The 16580-nt window shown below is 73.8% G+C and carries 14 protein-coding genes; 5 read left to right on the top strand and 9 right to left on the bottom strand.

What is annotated here, in order from left to right; genetic code table 11:
- Nucleotides 1–154 precede the first annotated feature (154 nt).
- Complete coding sequence (locus tag QL983_RS05925) at nt 155–763, top strand: hypothetical protein (RefSeq protein WP_290151815.1); 609 nt, start codon at nt 155–157, stop codon at nt 761–763.
- Nucleotides 764–935: 172 nt separating this feature from the next.
- Nucleotides 936–2432, top strand: a complete 1497-nt coding sequence (locus QL983_RS05930) for a protein adenylyltransferase SelO family protein (protein WP_036313565.1) — start codon at nt 936–938, stop codon at nt 2430–2432.
- On the opposite strand, the gene QL983_RS05935 is transcribed toward QL983_RS05930, so the two are convergent.
- Nucleotides 2413–3750 (bottom strand): FAD-dependent oxidoreductase, encoded by a 1338-nt coding sequence (locus QL983_RS05935; RefSeq protein WP_051995197.1) that lies wholly within the window; start codon nt 3748–3750, stop codon nt 2413–2415. The two genes, QL983_RS05930 and QL983_RS05935, sit on opposite strands and share 20 nt — an antisense overlap.
- Nucleotides 3747–4076: a bifunctional 3-phenylpropionate/cinnamic acid dioxygenase ferredoxin subunit gene (locus tag QL983_RS05940; RefSeq protein ID WP_002857882.1), complete on the bottom strand. Its 330-nt coding sequence runs from the start codon at nt 4074–4076 to the stop codon at nt 3747–3749. Before QL983_RS05940 ends, QL983_RS05935 begins: the two co-directional genes overlap by 4 nt.
- Nucleotides 4077–4397: 321 nt before the next feature.
- Between QL983_RS05940 and QL983_RS05945 the strand changes: the two genes are divergently transcribed.
- Nucleotides 4398–6224: a LysM peptidoglycan-binding domain-containing protein gene (locus QL983_RS05945; protein ID WP_230297504.1), complete on the top strand. Its 1827-nt coding sequence runs from the start codon at nt 4398–4400 to the stop codon at nt 6222–6224.
- Between the two features lie 151 nt (nt 6225–6375).
- On the opposite strand, the gene QL983_RS05950 is transcribed toward QL983_RS05945, so the two are convergent.
- The 5 genes from QL983_RS05950 to QL983_RS05970 all read right to left on the bottom strand — a co-directional run bounded on the left by QL983_RS05950 (nt 6376) and on the right by QL983_RS05970 (nt 12501).
- Entirely contained in the window at nt 6376–6954 is a 579-nt protein-coding gene (locus QL983_RS05950; protein ID WP_230297503.1) for an ABC transporter ATP-binding protein, read from the bottom strand.
- A 1384-nt stretch (nt 6955–8338) separates the two neighbouring features.
- The gene (locus tag QL983_RS05955; protein ID WP_036313578.1) at nt 8339–9301 is read right to left on the bottom strand and encodes a hypothetical protein; all 963 of its coding nucleotides are present in this window, start codon (nt 9299–9301) and stop codon (nt 8339–8341) included.
- A 436-nt stretch (nt 9302–9737) separates the two neighbouring features.
- Nucleotides 9738–10403, bottom strand: coding sequence for a 3-oxoacid CoA-transferase subunit B (locus QL983_RS05960; protein ID WP_020624468.1), 666 nt, complete (start codon nt 10401–10403; stop codon nt 9738–9740).
- An 8-nt stretch (nt 10404–10411) separates the two neighbouring features.
- A complete protein-coding gene (locus tag QL983_RS05965; protein ID WP_036313581.1) occupies nt 10412–11176 on the bottom strand; it encodes a 3-oxoacid CoA-transferase subunit A in 765 nt (254 codons plus the stop codon).
- A 47-nt stretch (nt 11177–11223) separates the two neighbouring features.
- On the bottom strand, nt 11224–12501 hold the full coding sequence (locus QL983_RS05970; RefSeq protein WP_020624470.1) for a thiolase family protein: 1278 nt from the start codon (nt 12499–12501) through the stop codon (nt 11224–11226).
- 95 nt (nt 12502–12596) lie between these two features.
- On the opposite strand from QL983_RS05970, the gene QL983_RS05975 reads away from it, so the two are divergent.
- Nucleotides 12597–13469: an IclR family transcriptional regulator C-terminal domain-containing protein gene (locus QL983_RS05975; protein WP_020624471.1), complete on the top strand. Its 873-nt coding sequence runs from the start codon at nt 12597–12599 to the stop codon at nt 13467–13469.
- 159 nt (nt 13470–13628) lie between these two features.
- Here QL983_RS05975 and QL983_RS05980 read toward each other — a convergent pair whose 3' ends face one another.
- Nucleotides 13629–15347 (bottom strand): NAD(P)/FAD-dependent oxidoreductase, encoded by a 1719-nt coding sequence (locus QL983_RS05980; RefSeq protein ID WP_197459296.1) that lies wholly within the window; start codon nt 15345–15347, stop codon nt 13629–13631.
- A 199-nt stretch (nt 15348–15546) separates the two neighbouring features.
- On the opposite strand from QL983_RS05980, the gene QL983_RS05985 reads away from it, so the two are divergent.
- Nucleotides 15547–16056 carry a DUF4352 domain-containing protein gene (locus tag QL983_RS05985; RefSeq protein ID WP_290151824.1) on the top strand — a complete coding sequence of 170 codons (510 nt, stop codon included), beginning with the start codon at nt 15547–15549 and terminating at the stop codon, nt 16054–16056.
- A gap of 68 nt (nt 16057–16124) precedes the next feature.
- Here the strand turns inward: QL983_RS05985 and QL983_RS05990 are convergent, their stop codons facing one another.
- Nucleotides 16125–16550: a carboxymuconolactone decarboxylase family protein gene (locus QL983_RS05990; protein ID WP_020625039.1), complete on the bottom strand. Its 426-nt coding sequence runs from the start codon at nt 16548–16550 to the stop codon at nt 16125–16127.
- Nucleotides 16551–16580: the final 30 nt, after the last annotated feature.

Below are 16580 nucleotides of genomic sequence, written 5' to 3' on the forward strand. Positions count from 1 at the left end.
CAGTGGGCAGTTCTGATGGCCACCAGCGGGAAGAAACACTGGCCGCCTATGGGCAGAACTCAATGGCCCTTGACAGCCCGCACGGCTGTTGGCCCCCGGTGCGGTGCACGTCAGCGTCGGCACCTCGGGCGGCCGGCCGGTCCAGGCGAGTCTGGTGCCCCACCGCATCGAGGTGCCGGAGGGACAGCGGATGACGCGGGGCGGCGTGCTTGTGACGACGCCGGCCCGCACCCTGTGGGACCTGTGCGCGGCACGGGCGGCGCTCACGGAGCGGGACGTCGTCGTCGCCGGTGACGCCCTGCTCTGCCCGCCGTGGCTGCCCGGCGGCGGACGCGGGGATCCCGCCTACACCCCGGAGGAGCTCGTCCGATCGCTGGCCGAACGGGGACGTTTCCGGGGGCGCGGACTGGCCCGGGCAGCGCTGGCGAGGATGCGCGTGGGGGCGGATTCGCCGCGCGAGACGCGTCTGCGGCTGGCGCTCGTCGATGCCGGGCTGCCGGAGCCCGAGGTGCAGTGCCGGCTGGACCCGTCAGACCGCCGCGCTCCGACGGTCGACCTCGGGTATCGGCCGTGGCGCCTCGCGTTGCAATACGAAGGCGAGCACCACCGCACCGCCGAGCAGCAGGCCCGCGACGTGCTGCGCGACCGCTGGTGCGCCGACCACGACTGGCTCTCGATCAAGGTCATGTGGGCCGACGCTCGGAACGACTACGCGGACGTCGTCGCGCGGGTGCGGCGCCGGGCGGCCGCGTTCGGTGGGTGACCCGGTGAGATCCACGGTCACCGCAGTCCGCCACGGCCCCCCGTTTCGAGGCGGGAAATCCAGGTCAAAGCGCTCTGGTCCACGCCCGTGGGGTCGATTTCCCGCCTCGAAAGGACGGGTGCGGTGGGAGTCGGCCCGTGAACACCCGTCCTCCCCCACGTAGCGTGGCCCTATGACCACGTCCGTTCCCGCCCTGAGCTCGCATTTCGCCGACACCTTCCCCGAGCTCGCCCTGCCCTGGCAGGCCCAGGCCACGGACGGCCCGCGGCTCGTCCTGCTCAACGCCGGCCTCGCGGCGGAGCTCGGCCTCGACGCCGAGTGGCTCGCCAGCGACGACGGCGTCCGCTTCCTCACCGGCGAGCAGTCCGGCCCGGACGCGCGGCCGGTCGCGCAGGCGTACGCGGGCCACCAGTTCGGCCACTACTCCCCCCGCCTGGGTGACGGGCGCGCCCTCCTCCTCGGCGAGCTCACGGCTCCGGACGGTCGGCTCCACGACCTGCATCTCAAGGGCTCCGGTCGCACGCCCTTCGCGCGCGGCAACGCCGACGGGCAGGCCGTACTCGGCCCCATGCTCCGCGAGTACGTGGTCTCCGAGGCGATGCACGCCCTCGGCGTGCCGACCACGCGGGCGCTCGCCGTCGTCGCCACGGGCCACCCGGTCCGCCGCGAGACCGTGCTGCCGGGCGCGGTGCTGGCCCGGACGGCCGCGTCGCACCTGCGCGTCGGCACGGCCCAGTACGCCGCCGCCCTCCCCGAGCAGGCGCACCCCACGGAGGTGCTGCGCCGGATCGTCGACGAGTCCATCGCCCGCCACCACCCGCACGCCACCGACGCCGAGCACCCCGCGCTCGCGCTCTACGAGGCGGTGATCGCCGCGCAGGCCGAGCTCGTCTCCCGCTGGATGCTCGTCGGCTTCGTGCACGGTGTGATGAACACGGACAACATGACCCTGTCCGGCGAGACCATCGACTACGGCCCCTGCGCGTTCATCGACGCCTTCGACCCGGCCGCGAGCTTCTCCTCGATCGACACCCAGGGCCGGTACGCGTACGGCAACCAGGGGCCCATCGCCGCGTGGAACCTCGCCCGACTCGGCGAGGCCCTCGTGCCCGTGCTCGACGACGACCCCGACCGCGCCGTCCCACTCGCCCAGGAGGCGCTGGGCAGGTTCCACGGCGCCCATCTCGCGGCGTGGCGGGGCGGACTGCGGGACAAGCTCGGCCTCCCGGCGTCCGTGGCGGAGGACGACGTCGCCGCGCTCACCGACCGCCTGTTCCCGTGGCTGGCCGCGGCGCGGGCCGACTGGACCTCGTTCTGGGTGCGGCTGGCCGAGCACACGGCGGCGCCCGTGGACGACGACGCGGCGCGCACCGAGGCGGCACGGCTCGTCCCCGGCGCCCCGGACCCCGCGGGGCTCGCCGCCTGGCTCGCGGAGTGGCGGGCGATGGGTCCCGATCCGGCCCGCATGCGCGCGGTGAACCCCGTCTACATCCCGCGGAACCACCTGCTCGACGAGGCCCTGACGGCCGCGGAGGACGGGGACCTCACCGCCGTCCACCGGCTGCTCGAGGCCGTCACGGATCCCTTCACTCCGCGCCCCGGGTTCGAGCGGTACGCGGAGCCGGGTCCGGCGGACGGGGCCCCGTTCGTCACCTACTGCGGCACCTGACCGCTTTCGTTGACGAAACGGGCGCCCTCACCCCCCGCGCCAGCGACTTGACCGGCACGGCCGGGTCCGCGAGCGCGGCGGCGTCCACCACGATCCCCCGGTCGATGATGCGCCGGGCGGCCTTGACGGTCATGGGGTCGTCAATCGACGCGGCCCCGCGCAGGGTCCCGTCCGCGGCCAGCGCGAAGCTCGCCACCACGACGCCGCGCACCTCGCGGTCCACGATCCGCCCGCCGGCCGGCACCGTCATGTCCCCCACGGCCTCCACGTGGGCGTCGTACCGGTCGGACCAGAACCACGGGGCGCCCGGGGCGTCCGCCTGCTCCCCCAGGATCGCCGCCGCGGCGGCCGCACCGGAACGCAGCGCCGGCTCCCAGTGCCGCGACGGCGCCCACGCGGACCCCCGGGCCCGCGCGGCATCGCCCACGGCCAGGATCCCGGGCACGGTCGTGCGGCCCATCGCGTCCGTGAGCACGCCGTCGGCCACCTCCAGACCGGCGTCCTCGGCGAGGGCGGTGTCCGGCACGGTGCCGCCGGCCAGCACCACGACGTCGGCGTCCACGGTCCGCCCGTCGTGGAGGTGGAGCCGGTGGGCGGCCGGCAGCGCGGCGCCGCCGTCGGCATCCCGGTGCTCGATCCAGGCCGCCCGGCCGACCTCGACAGCGACCCCGTGCTCGACGTGCATCCGGTGCAGGCGGGCGGCCAGCGCCGGCCCGACCGCCGCGCGAGCCGGGGCGTCCGTCCCGGTCACGAGCGTCACCGCGGCGAGCGAGCGGCGCGCCGCGGCCGCGACCTCCGCCCCCGTGAAGCCGCCGCCCACGACCGCCACCTCGGCCCCGAACGTCAGGCGGTCGCGCAGGGCCTCGGCGTCGGCGCGGGTGCGCAGGGTGATCAGGTCCGGGTGGTCGGCGCCGGCGACGTCGAGGGCCCGGGGTCGCCCGCCCGTGGCGAGCACGACCGCGTCCGCGTCCAGGACCCGCCCGGAGGCCGTCTCCACCCGGTGGGGCGCGGGGCCGCCGTCGGGGTGGACACCGCCCGGCACCACCCGGACCGCCAGGTCCTCCACCAGCTCCACCCCGTGCTCGGCGAACCACGCCGGCGGGGCGAGCAGCAGGCGGTGCGCGTCCGTGTCGCCGGTCAGGAACTCCTTGCTCAGGGGCGGCCGGTCATAGGGCACGCCCTGCGGGTCCACGAGGGCGATCCCGCCCGCGAAGCCGCGGCGCCGCAGCTCGCGGACCACGGCGAAGCCCGCGACGCCGCCGCCCACCACCGCGACCGAGCCGGGCATGCCTGCCGGGGCGTCGACGTCGTGGTTCATGCGCCGGGGACGAGGTAGAGCTGGCCCTCGCGCTCCTCGACGCGGTGCACGCCGACGCCCTTGGTGGCGGGCAGGCAGAGCGCCTCGCCGGTGCGCAGGCAGAACTGCGCGGCGTGCAGCGGGCACTCCACGCGGTCGTCCTCGAGCCAGCCCTCGGCCAGCGAGGCGTCCTCGTGGGTGCACGTGTCGTCGATCGCGTGGAACTCGCCCGCGTCCGTGTGGAACACCGCGACGTCGTCCCTCGTCCCCGCCGTCGCCGCCGGGACGACGATCGCCTCGCCCTCCGGGACGTCCGCCGCCGCGCCGATGTGGATCGGCTCCGCCATGGTCTGCCTCCTCTGGTTCCCGGGCCGGGCGGCCCGTGGTGGTCTCCCGCCACCGTATCCCCCGGCGCGGACCCGACACCCCTCCGCTGTGCTCCGCCCCGGCGCCACACCGTGCCCACCTGTGAATGGGTGAACCGGACATCACGGGGGCGTGAAATCACCTGACAGGCCCGAGAAAAAGGTCCCCGGGAATGGTCGATCACGCTACGATCACGACGGCTCTCCGGCCGTCATCCCGCCCTCACCACGTCACCGCCCCGGGGATGCGACACGGCCCGCGCCTGTCATTCCTCGGGCACTCCACCTTCCGACGGCATCCGCATGAAGATTCTCCCGCCGCGCTCCGCCGCATCCCCCCGCCCGCTCGCGCCCGCCGTCGCGGTCGCCGGCGTCGCGACCGTCCCGCAGGAGGGCGAGAACCTCGTCCCGGCCGAGGAGGCTCCGGCCGGCGTCGTGCTCGGCGAGCCCGTGGTGGACCGCCCGTTCACGGTGGCCGCCGCCGTGTGGGACGCCGCGGCGGACGACGCCGTCGAGCGCGTGGAGATCCGCGTGCGTCAGGACGGGGCCTGGGGCCCGTGGCAGGTCCTGGATCGGCCCGTCCTGCCCGACGGCGCAGCCCCGGCCGGCCTCGAGCTGTCCCTCATCGACCCGGGCACGGCCGCCACGGACGAGACCGTCGCGAGCGCGCACCCGGCGGTGGCCGCCGAGCAGGCAGCCGAGACCGCCGGCCTGCCCCGGGGCGTGAAGTCGAGCGCCGTCGTCGGGGGCGCCGCACCCGCCGAGGCCCACACCGTGGCCACGGCCTCGGATGCGCGCGCGAAGATCCTCCCGGACGTGATCACCCGCGCGCAGTGGGGCGCGGACGAGTCCTGGGCCGAGTCCTCCCCGCAGTTCGACCAGGTGCGCGCGCTGACCATCCACCACACGGCCGGCACCAACGACTACACGCGCGCCCAGGCCGTGGAGCAGATGCGCGGCATCTACGCGTACTACACGAAGACCCTCGGCTGGGGCGACTTCCCGTACCACCTGATCACGGACCGCTTCGGCAACATCTACGAGGGCCGCCGCGGCGCCCTGGACTCGAACCCGCTGGGCACGCACGCGGGCGGGTTCAACCGGGGCACGATGGGCATCTCCACGATGGGCAACTACGACGTGGTCGCCCCGTCCGAGGAGGTCGTGGACGCGATGGCCCGCGCCACCGCCTACTACCTGTACCGCGACGGCATCGACGCGCGGGGCCGAGTCACCCTGACCTCGGGCGGCAGCACGAAGTACGCCGCGGGCACGCCCGTCACCGTGGACACGATCTTCCCGCACCGGGCCACGTCCGCGACCGCGTGCCCGGGGCAGCACCTGATGGCCCGCTTCGACGACCTGCGCGACCGCGCCGAGGCCATCGCGACGGCGGCCGGCCAGCCGCCGGCACCGGTCACCCCGGCTCCGACGCCGGCCCCGACGACCGAGCCGTCGACCGCCGGCACGTACACGGTGCAGCCGAACGACGGCTGGTGGGTCATCGCCCGACGGACCGGCGTGCCCGCGGCCACCCTCCAGGAGCTCAACGGCATGACCGAGTCGACCGTGCTCCACCCGGGCATGGTGCTGCGCACCGTCGCCGACCCGACCGCCCCGGAGCCCACCCCCATCACCACCGGCACGTACACGGCGCAGCCGAACGACGGCCGGTGGGTCATCGCCCGACGGACCGGCGTCAGCGCCGCGGAGCTCCAGCGGCTCAACGGCATGACGGCGTCGACCGTCCTGCACCCGGGGATGGTGCTCGTCACGGCCGCCACGGCGCCGGCCTCCCCGCCCGCGCCCGCCCCGGCCCCGGGCACGTACACGGTCCGCGAGGGCGACGGCTGGTGGATCATCGCCTACCGCACCGGCGTGACGATGGAGACCCTCCAGCGCCTCAACGGCATGACCGCGACCACCGTGCTGCACCCGGGGATGGTGCTGCGGACCGGCCAGACCGCCTCCGCCCCGGCGCCCTCGCCCGCCACCTACGTGGTCCAGGCGAACGACGGCTGGTGGCTCATCGCCCAGCGCACGGGCGTCTCCATGGAGCGCCTGCAACGCCTCAACGGCATGACGGTCTCGACCCTGCTCCACCCGGGCATGGTGCTGCGCACCGCCTGAGCACCCCGCCGGGACGACGTCGGCCCGCACCTGCGCGTGAAGGTGCGGGCCGCCGTCGTCGGTTGAGTTGTCACCGGTCGTAGGCCGCCGCACCCGGGATAAGTCAACCGGCGTTGCTCCCCACGAGAAGTCGACGACGGCGCGCGCCGCTTCAGTCCTGTGGTGCCAGCTCCCCGTCCACGAGGTGCCAGCGCCGGTCGCAGGCGGCCGCCACCCTCGGGTCATGGGTCACGACCACCACGGCTCGCTCAGGCCCCACGGCTCCGCGCAGCAGGTCGACGACGTCCCGCGTCCTCGCCTGGTCCAGCGCACCCGTCGGCTCGTCCGCCAGGACCAGCGGCGGCTCGTTGATGAGAGCCCGGGCGACGGCCACCCGCTGCTTCTCCCCGCCGGACAGCGTGCGGGCCCGGTGACCCGTGCGCATTCCCAACCCCACCCGCTCGAGGGCCTCCCCCGCGCGGCGTCGCTGCTCCCCACGCGGGACCCGGTCCGGGCCGTAGCGCAGGGGCAGCATCACGTTCTCCAGTGCGGTGGCGTGCTCCATGAGGGCGAAGTCCTGCAGGACGATGCCGCACCGCTGGTTCCGATACCGGTCCCCGCCCCGGCTCCACGGCTCCGGGAGAGGTTCGCCCCCGAGCAGGACGCGACCCGAGTCCGGGGAGTCCAGGCACGCGAGGATCCGCAGCAGGGTGGATTTCCCGGACCCGGAAGGCCCGGTGACGGCGTGCATCTCACCGGCCGGAACCAGCAGAGAGGCCCCCCGGAGGACGGGCACCGCCTCCCCGCCGGAGAGGAACGTCTTGTCCACGTCGTGGACTTCGAGGAGGCTCGTGCGGTCTCCTTGGTCGGCCGGTGGCGGCGGGGGCGGCGGCCGAAGGTCGCCGCGAGTGCGCGCCAGGAGGACAGGGTGGCGACGGCGCCGATCGCCATGACGGCGATGAGCGCGGTGGACGTCAGACCGGTGGGCGGCGGCCCCGGCAGGGCGGACGCGCCCGCGGTGAGACCGACGGCGGCCGGCAGGACCCACGCGAAGAGCACGGGAACGATGATCCGCACCGCGGCCTGCCAGCGGGCGGCGCCCACCATCGCGGCGATCCGCCAGGTGGGGGCGAGAGCCCGGGCGAGCACGCCGAGAACGCCGAACAGGGAGACGACGGCGCCGAGCACCGCCGCGCCGAACAGGACGAGCAGCGTGCGGGAGCTGGCGCTCAGGGACTGCAGCAGCGCAGAGGACTGCGGGGTCAAGGGCTCAGCGTTGACCACCAGAGCGTCCGTTTCGAGGGCTCGTCCGGCCGCATCCAGCGCCGGGACGGCGTCCTGGCCCAGGACGATGGTGCGCAGCAGGATGGCCTCCAGCGCGTCTGGCGGGTACAGGCTCGCCAGCGCCGAGGGCGGGACGACCACCAGGACGGCTCCGTCCAGCGGAACCGATCCCATCATCGGATCCAGAGCGGTGGCGCCCGGCGCCAGTCGTCCGGTCACCGGGATCATGGCGTCCTGGAACTGCACACGCGTCGGCGGCGGCAGGACGCCCCCGACCGTGAGCGCGTACGGGTCCTTCGCCGAGGAGTCGCTGCCCAGCACCGCGTAGGGAGCGGCAGTGCCGTCGGCGTCGCGATGCGGGGACTGACCCGTCGGAGACATCGCCGCGGCGAGACCGGACCCGGCGAAGAAGTCCTCGGTCACCAGCAGGGCGCCGGGGAGGTCGTCGCCGAACCGGTCCCCGTAGGGGTCCATCGTGTACGCCGTCCGGTGCGGGTCCTCCAGGAGGGCCAACAGCGCGGCGGCGCGCCGACCGTCGTCGGCGGAGGCGGCCTTGGAGTCGGCAGAGAGGTCGGGCTCGGGCGGCTCCTGCTGCGATTCGCCAGGGGCGGCGCCGCCTCCCTCCAGATGCCCTGGCGCCGCGAGGTAGAAGCCCCGCAACGAGGCCGCGCCGAGCTGCTCCCACCGTTGCAGGTGCCGATCGACCTCCTGTGCCTCGCTCGCCTGCTGGAAGGACAGTCCCAAGAGCGAGCACGAGGCGACCGCGTGGACGAAGGCGACCAGCACCAACGGCCAGAACCTCAAGGTGTCGCGCAACCCCTCGCTCCAGGCCACACCGAGACTCCGGAGGTTCACCGGGGCGCTCGCATCCAGAGGGCGACCACATGGGTCGCCGACACGAGCACGGCATCGCCCAGCAGCACGACCAGGATGACGCCACTCGCGACGAGCGGGGACGGTTCCGTGACCGCGCCAGTCAGCACCATCCCCTGCCACAGCGCGGCCGAGATCCCCGCAGCGCCGAGGAACGGCACCAGGCTCACGCGAGCCCGAGACACGGCGGCCCGGAGCGGGGAGACCCCGAGCAGGCGCAGCACCCGCAAAGAGGGACGATCCCCCGCGCGCAGAGTCAGCACCCAGAACGCCGTGACGCTCATCAGAGTGAGGCCGGTCAGCGACGAGGTCACGCCGAGCACGGGCGTCCCGAGCGACGCGGTCATCGCCGAGGGTGCCGGCGCCGCGTCGACTTCCAGGCCGGCGGTTCGCAGGTTCTGCAGGAATCCGTCCAGGTCGGCGGGGTCGCCCACGAGGAATCCGACGTAGGCGGCGGCGTTGTCGAACGCCGGGGTCGGCTGGATCACCCCGTCCGAGGGCAGTCCTCGCCAGTCCGCCGCGGAGGCGAGGGCCACCGGCCGACCGGCCAGTTCCCCGCTCCGAGCGGCCCGGTCGGCCAGAATGCTGCCCTCGCGCAGCAGAAACCCTCGCGCTGCCCGCAGAGATTCCAAGGTCGGCACGTCGATGCCCGCAAGACACGGGGCCGCGGGGCCGGCCAGGTGGCGCACGCCGGGGTCCGCCCCGCTCGCCATCAGGGTGAGGTTCCGCCCGGTCGTGGCGGCCTCTGCCACGGACCAGACCTCGCCGCCGCCTCCGATGCCGACATCCCAGACGGCCGGCCCGCACTCCGCGGCTCCGAAGTACTGCCGATGGTGGACGGACAGGGAGCCCACGAGGCTCAGCGCCAGCCCGCACAGTGCCACGAGCAGCACGGCACGGGTGACGAGCAGCCCGAGCGTCCGGAGTCCCCTGCCCGTCACGGTCAGTTCCCACCGATGGGCTCGGACAGGGCCCCGTACTGCACCCGCGCCACAGCACCGACCGCAGCGGCTCCCCACGCGGCAGTCTTCCTGAGCAGGGCCATGATGGCCTCCTTGCTGTGTGACACCCAGAAGATCCCCCTGACCATCTGTGATGTCTCTCATACCCCTGTGAGTAGGGTAATCATCATCCCCCCCGGTGGGGTGTCAAGGAGATTCCTCGGCACATTCCGGCCGCGCTCGGGGGCCTCGCCCGTGGCGTGCCGCTGGCCTTTCACGGCGCGGGGCGGCCTGCGGGCCGACGTCGTCGGTTGAGTTATCACCGGTCGTAGGCCGCCGCACCCGGGATAAGTCAACCGACGTTGCTCCCCAGGACAAGTCGACGACGGCGCAGGCCTCCGAGAGCCCGTGGGGCCGGTGGCTGCGGCGCCGCGGCTCAGTCCTCGAGCTTCTCGAACCGCACGCCGGGGTGCGCCGCCTCCAGCTCCTCCCACGTGATGCCGTGCAGCTCGCGGACCCGCACGACCCCGGAGGCGTCCAGCAGGAAGACGCCCCGATCCGCGTAGATGCGGGAGACGCAGCCGACGCCGGTGAGGGGGAACGTGCACTCGGCCAGCAGCTTCGGATCGCCCTTCTTGGTGAAGAGATCCATCATCACGTAGGTGTCCTTGGCGCCGATCGCCAGGTCCATCGCACCCCCGACGGCGGGGATCGCCCCGGGCTTGCCCGTGGACCAGTTGGCGAGGTCGCCGGTCGCGGAGACCTGGTAGGCGCCGAGGACGCACACGTCCAGGTGGCCGCCGCGCATCATGGCGAACGAGTCGGCGTGGTGGAAGTACGCGGCCCCGGGCAGCTCGGTGACGGGGATCTTGCCGGCGTTGATGAGGTCTTCATCGATCTGCTCGCCCTCGGCCTGCGGGCCGAAGCCCAGCATGCCGTTCTCGGTGTGCAGGGTGACGTTCTTCTCCGCCTCCAGGTAGTTGGACACCGTGGTGGGCTGGCCGATGCCCAGGTTCACGAAGGAGCCGGGGGCGATGTCCGCCGCGATCGTACGGGCCAGTTCGTCCTGGGTCAGCGGGGTGTCGGTCTGGGTGATGCTCATCGCTCTCCTCACTTCCCCTCGGCGGCCGGCTCGGCCGCGGTCGTCGTGGCCGCGCACGGCTTCGGCCGGCCCTCCGCCAGGGCAGCCCGCTCGGCGCGCTCCTTCTCCCCGGACTCGGTGTCGATCCGCACCACGGTGTCCGTGTAGATGCCGGGGGTCACCACGTGCTCCGGGTCGATCGGCTCCTCGCGGACCTCGTCCACCTGGACGATCGTGGTGGCGGCGGCCGCGGCCATGACGGGTCCGAAGTTGCGGGCGGTCTTGCGGTACACGAGGTTGCCGTGGCGGTCCGCCGCGTACGCCTTGATGAGCGCGACATCGCCGCGGATCGGGGCCTCCAGCACGTAGTGCGTGCCGTCGATCTCGCGGACCTCCTTGCCCTCGGCCAGCTGCGTGCCGTAGCCGGTGGGCGTGAAGAAGCCGCCGATGCCGGCGCCGCCGGCGCGCAGGCGCTCGGCCAGGTTGCCCTGCGGGACGAGCTCCAGCTCGATCTCCCCGGCACGGTAGGCCTCGTCGAAATGCCACGAGTCGGAGTGGCGCGGGAACGAGCAGATGATCTTGGCGACCCGCCGCTCCTTGATCAGCAGCGCCAGGCCCGCGTCCGCCTGGCCCGCGTTGTTGTTGACCACCGTGAGGCCGGTGGCCCCGGACTCGAGCAGCGCGTCGATCAGCTCCATCGGCTGGCCGGCGTTGCCGAACCCGCCGATCAGCACCGTGGCGCCGTCGGTGATGCGGGAGACGGCCTGCGCGGCCGTGTCCACGAACTCCAGCATGGGGACTCCTTGGATGAGGGGGTCGGGTGGGTGCTCGGCCGGACGCGTCAGCGCGCGGCCACGTTCTCGAGGACGACGGCGATGCCCTGGCCCACGCCGATGCACAGCGCGGCCACGCCCCACCGCTCACCGGAGGCCTCGAGGCGGCGGGCCAGCGTGCCGAGCACGCGGGTGCCGGAGGCCCCGAGGGGGTGGCCGATCGCGATCGCGCCGCCCCAGGCGTTCACGATCTCCGGGTCCACGCCCCAGGCGTCCGTGCAGGCCAGGGACTGGGCGGCGAAGGCCTCGTTGAGCTCGACGGCGGCCACGTCCTTCCAGCCGATCCCGGCGCGGGACAGGGCCCGGTTCACCGCCTCCACCGGCGCGTAGCCGAAGAAGTCGGGCTCGTTGGCGGCGGTGGCGCGGCCGGCGATGCGGGCCAGGGGCTCCAGGCCGAGCACATCGGCGCCCGTCGACGAGCCCAGGAGGGCGGCCGAGGCGCCGTCGTTCATGGGCGAGGCGTTGCCCGCCGTGACGGTGCCGTTCTCCCGGCGGAACACGGTGCGCAGGCCGGCGAGGGTCTCGGGGGTGGAGTCCGGGCGGACGGTCTCGTCCCGCTCCAGGTCCGTGCCGGGCACGGCGGCCACGAGGGAGTCATACCGCCCCTCGTCCCACGCCCGCGCGGTAAGGCGGTGCGAGCGCGCGGCGAACTCGTCCTGGCGCTCGCGGGAGATGCCGAAGCGCTCGCGCAGCAGCTCCGTGGCCTCGCCGAGCGAGACGGTCCACTCCGGCGGCATCGCGTCATTGATCAGGCGCCAGCCGAGCGTGGTGTTCGCCGCCGCCAGGTCGTGCATGGGGAACGGGCGGGTGGTCTTGGGCAGCACCCACGGGGCACGGGACATCGACTCCACGCCGCCCACGAGGACCACGTCCGCCTCGCCGGTGTTGATCTGGCGGGAGGCGATGATCGCCGCGTCCAGGGAGGAGCCGCAGAGGCGGTTCACGGTGGTGCCGGGGATGGACAGCGGCAGGCCGGCCAGGAGGGTGGCCATGCGGGCCACGTTGCGGTTCTCCTCGCCCGCGCCGTTGGCGTTGCCGAAGACGACCTCGTCGATCCGCTGCGGGGCGGCGGCGTCCGTGCCGGCCTCGATCGGGCGGCCGGCGGCGGCGTCGGCCACGGCCTGGGCGGACGCGGCGCGCAGGCCCTCCAGGCCCGGGGCGCGGTCCACGAGGGTGCGGACCACGTGGGCGGCCATGTCGTCGGGGCGCACCCCCGACAGCGCGCCGCCGACCTTGCCGAAGGGGGTGCGGACGGCGTCGAACACGTAGGCATCGGTGAGGCTCATGGCCTCACCGTAGGACCGCCTCGGCGGGCGGGGAAGGGTGTGTGCGTGACGCGCACGGGCGTGCGCTGTGCGCATAGCGGACTACGCTGGCGGACATGACCGACGACGTCGACGCCCCCGGCGCACGTCCCGCGTCGGGCGGGGACGTGGTGCGCGCCCTGGCGTCCGGTCTGGCGGTGCTGCGCGCGTTCACCCCGGACACCCCCACGCTCTCGGTGAGCGAGGCCGCGACCGCCGCGGGGGTCACCCGGGCCACGGCGCGGCGCATGCTGCTGACGCTCACGGAGCTCGGCTACGCCGTGCAGGACGGGCGGCGGTTCGCGCTGACCCCGCGCGTGCTGGAGCTCGGCCACGGCTACTGGTCCGGCCGGTCCGTCTCCGAGATCCTCCGGCCGATCCTCACCCAGGCCTCGCAGCGCCTGCACCAGTCCTGCTCCGCGGGCGTGCTCCACGGGGCGCACCTGATGTACATCGCGCGTGTGCACACCGAGCGGATCCTGCGGGTGAACCTCGACGTCGGCACGCGCCTGCCCGCGTTCACCACGTCCATGGGCCGCGTGCTGCTGGCCGACCTGCCCGAGGACGAGGCCTGTGCCCTGCTCGCAGGCGCCCCGCGCACCCCCGCCACGGAGCACACCCTCACGGACGTGGACGCGCTGATGGCCGAGCTGGCGCGCGTGCGGGAGCAGGGCCACGCCGTGGTGACCGCGGAGCTGGACGCCCATCTGAGCAGCGTCGCCGTGCCCGTGCGCGACGCCGAGGGGCGAGTGGCCGTGGCGATCAACACGGCGCTGTCCCTCGGGCCGGACCATCGCGACCCGGGCGCGCGCCGGGCGGCCCTGCGGACCGGGGCCCGCGTGCCGGCGCCGCGCACGCCGGAGGTGGCGGCCGCCGTCGTGCAGGCCCTGCCGGTGCTGCGCGCCGCCGCGGACGACGCCGAGGCCGCCCTGGCCGCGCTCCAGCGCTGAGCGCCCACCCCCTTCAGCACTCCCCGCACCCGCATCCGCACCAGCACCAGCACCCGCCCCCGCGAATCGACTGCGGTTCTGACCCGTCTGAGGCCCGGAACGGCCGCCAGAAGGGTCGGAAGTGCAGTGGATTCGGAACGGGAAGGGCAGGGTGGGGGGTCAGGCCGGGAAGCGGCGGAGGTACTCCTCGAGGGAGTCGTCCGGGCGGTCCATCCACGGCACCGGGTGCGCCGCGGCCAGCGTGCCGGTCACGGTCGAGCGGTGCCGCCGGTCGCGGAACGTCCGGACGTCCTCGATCCGGGCGTCGCGCATCTCGAGGAAGGTGCGGGCCACCGCCTCGACGTCCACCTCCGGGCAGTCCGTGTGGGAGGACAGGTCCTGGATGTACGCGCCCTGGTAGGCCAGCGCGGCCGGCGGCCCGTCGATCCGCGTCATCCGCTCGAACCAGGCGTCCATGTCGGCCCGACGCTCCTCATCGCCGGGCACCGGGACGCGGCCGAGCAGCACGTCGCGGGCGAAGAAGGCCTGCGCGTCCAGGAGCGTCAGGGTGAACAGCTGCTGGGTGGCACCCAGGTAGAGCACGCGCGGGTCGGCGTGCCAGACCACGCCCTTCCACAGCCCGAACGGGGCCAGCAGGTTCGGGCCGGCCAGCGCCAGCTCGCCCGGCAGGAAGGGGTAGTGGTGGCGGTAGCCGGTGCACAGCAGCACGGCGTCGTACTCGGCGGTGGAGCCGTCCGCGAAGGTGACCTCCGCACCGTCGAACCCCTGCACCTCGGGGGCCTCGTCCATGCCGGCCGGCCACGCGATGTCCTGCGGGCGGGCACGGTAGGCGGTGGTCACGTGGGCGGCGCCGGCGCGGTGCAGCTGCAGGGCCAGGTCCTGCCCGGAGTAGGAGGAGCCCACCACGAGCACGCGACGGCCCGTGTACGGCTCCGGGCTTCGGTAGTCGTGGGCGTGCTGGACCTGCCCGGGGAAGGTCTCCACGCCGGGCCAGGACGGCAGGTGCGGGGTGTGGAAGTGCCCGGTGGCCACCACGACGCGGTCGAACCGCTCGGTGACGGCCTCGCGCGTGACCAGGTCCTCCGAGGTCACCCCGAACCCGCCGTCGTCGAGCGGCTGCACCCAGCGGACGGCCGTGGCGAACCGGATCTGCGGGCGGATGCGCCCGGCCACCTCGGCCACCCGGCCCACGATGTAGTCCCGCATGGCCTCCCGCGGGAGGTACGAGGACACGGCGCGGCCGAAATGCGCATCGAACGGGTAGTCCGGGTACTCCATGCACTCCTTGGGCCCGTTGATCCACAGGTCCCGGTACATGGCGGAGTGCACGGGCTCGCCGTGGCGGTCCGCGCCGGTGCGCCAGTCCAGGTTCCACTGGCCGCCCCAGTCGTCCTGGCGCTCGAACGCCACGACCTCCGGGACCGCCGCCCCCGCGTCCTCGGCCAGGGCGAGGCTCCTCAGCAGGGCCATGCCGGACGGGCCGGCTCCGATCAGGGCGACGCGCTCACGCATGGGTGTCCTTCCGAGAGTGGGGGTGGGGCGGCTCGGCCCGACCGTAGCACCGGCCCCCGCGAATCGACTGCGGTTCTGACCCTTCTCCGGGGTGGAACGGCCGCCAGAAGGGTCACAAGTGCAGCGGGCCACCCGCACCATGATCGACCCGCCGAACGGGGCGCGGCGGACAAGGGTCACGGCCGCCACGGCCATGAGTCCGAGGCCGTAGAGGAGGCCGGCCGGGTCCCACATGCCCAGCACGACGCCGGACCCGGCGTCGGCAAGGTCGGCATCGTGCCGGGCGAAGACCTCCTGGGCCAGCTGGAACGCGATGCTCCGGGGAGTACTCCCAGCTTCCTCTACGGCATGCGATACTCCCATCATTCATTACTCAATTCACGCGCCGTGCATGGCAGCCGTTGGCCACAACGGCATGTGACATCACTGCGCCCTCCCGAAGGAGCATCGTGGCCCGCAAGAGCAATCCTGTGTATTACGACGCCAACGGCAATGTCGTGCAGCCCCCGCGAAGAAGAAAGGGGGGTGTCTCAAGTACGCCCTGATCGGCCTGCTCGCCCTGATCGTGATCGCCGTCCTCGCCTCCATGATGGGCGGCGGTTCGAACAGCACCTCGGAGGGGGGCGGAGAGGCCGCCTCCCAGGGCGAGACCAGCTCCAGCGACGAGGCAGCCAAGGTCGGCCTCGGCCAGGAGTTCACCGTGGGCGACTGGGCCACGACCGTTGAGTCGGTCGATACGCCCGTCGCGAGCGTCGGCCCGTCCGGCTTCTCCACGGAGGCCCAGGGCGAGTTCGTGCCCGTGCAGATCAGCGCGAAGAACAACGCCAAGGAGGAGCGGACGTTCTTCGCCGACAGCGTGAAGCTCGTCAGCGCAGACGGGGCCGAGTACAGCTACAGCACGGACGCATCGATCTACGGCACCGAGAACGGCATGAACATCGAGCCGACCAACCCGGGCAACGTGGCCAGCGGCTACCTGTGGTTCGACGTTCCGGCAGGGACCGAGATCACCCAGGTCAAGGTCTCCGGGGGCGGCCTCTCCCTCGATCAGCCGGTGGTCGTCGAGCTCGACTGATCAGCGCGCAGACGAGGCCCCATGTCCTTCCCGGGCATGGGGCCTCGTGCGCGCTGTGAACGTTGCGCTCAGAGCGGCCTGCCCTCGGCGAGGTCGGCGTCCTCCTGGGCGAGCTTGAACGCGATGTTCGCCGCCGGCACGGAGGCGTAGACCGCGGTCTGCAGGAGGATCTCCTGGATCTCCTCCCGGGTCAGGCCGTTGCGCAGGGCGGCGCGCGGGTGCATGGCGCACTCGTCCCAGTAGCCGCCGGCCACCATGGCGGAGATGGTCACGGCTGAGCGCATCCGCCGGTCCAGACCGGGCCGCGTCCAGATCGTCCCCCATGCGTAGCGGGTGATCAGGTTCTGGAAGTCCTCGGTGGTGGCGTCCTTCCTCGCCTCGGCGCGGTCCACGTGGGCGTCGCCCAGGACCTCGCGGCGCACGGCCATGCCCGCGTCGAGCACCTCCTGGGAGGTGCGGTCCATGTCGTGCCCGATGGGCTGCTCGGCGCTCATGCGCAGTCTCTCCTCGTGGTGGGGGCGTCG

This window comes from Micrococcus sp. APC 4021 (genome assembly GCF_030407635.1).
GTDB lineage: Bacteria > Actinomycetota > Actinomycetes > Actinomycetales > Micrococcaceae > Micrococcus > Micrococcus luteus.

Excerpts from the sequence above, each read along its gene's own strand:
- QL983_RS05930 (WP_036313565.1), top strand. The coding sequence starts at position 936 with ATGACCACGTCCGTTCCCGCCCTGAGCTCGCATTTCGCCGACACCTTC.
- QL983_RS05940 (WP_002857882.1), bottom strand. The coding sequence starts at position 4,076 with ATGGCGGAGCCGATCCACATCGGCGCGGCGGCGGACGTCCCGGAGGGC.
- QL983_RS05975 (WP_020624471.1), top strand. The coding sequence starts at position 12,597 with ATGACCGACGACGTCGACGCCCCCGGCGCACGTCCCGCGTCGGGCGGG.
- QL983_RS05950 (WP_230297503.1), bottom strand. The coding sequence starts at position 6,954 with ATGCACGCCGTCACCGGGCCTTCCGGGTCCGGGAAATCCACCCTGCTG.
- QL983_RS05990 (WP_020625039.1), bottom strand. The coding sequence starts at position 16,550 with ATGAGCGCCGAGCAGCCCATCGGGCACGACATGGACCGCACCTCCCAG.
- QL983_RS05935 (WP_051995197.1), bottom strand. The coding sequence starts at position 3,750 with ATGAACCACGACGTCGACGCCCCGGCAGGCATGCCCGGCTCGGTCGCG.
- QL983_RS05965 (WP_036313581.1), bottom strand. The coding sequence starts at position 11,176 with ATGCTGGAGTTCGTGGACACGGCCGCGCAGGCCGTCTCCCGCATCACC.
- QL983_RS05960 (WP_020624468.1), bottom strand. The coding sequence starts at position 10,403 with ATGAGCATCACCCAGACCGACACCCCGCTGACCCAGGACGAACTGGCC.
- QL983_RS05970 (WP_020624470.1), bottom strand. The coding sequence starts at position 12,501 with ATGAGCCTCACCGATGCCTACGTGTTCGACGCCGTCCGCACCCCCTTC.
- QL983_RS05980 (WP_197459296.1), bottom strand. The coding sequence starts at position 15,347 with ATGATGGGAGTATCGCATGCCGTAGAGGAAGCTGGGAGTACTCCCCGG.
- QL983_RS05945 (WP_230297504.1), top strand. The coding sequence starts at position 4,398 with ATGAAGATTCTCCCGCCGCGCTCCGCCGCATCCCCCCGCCCGCTCGCG.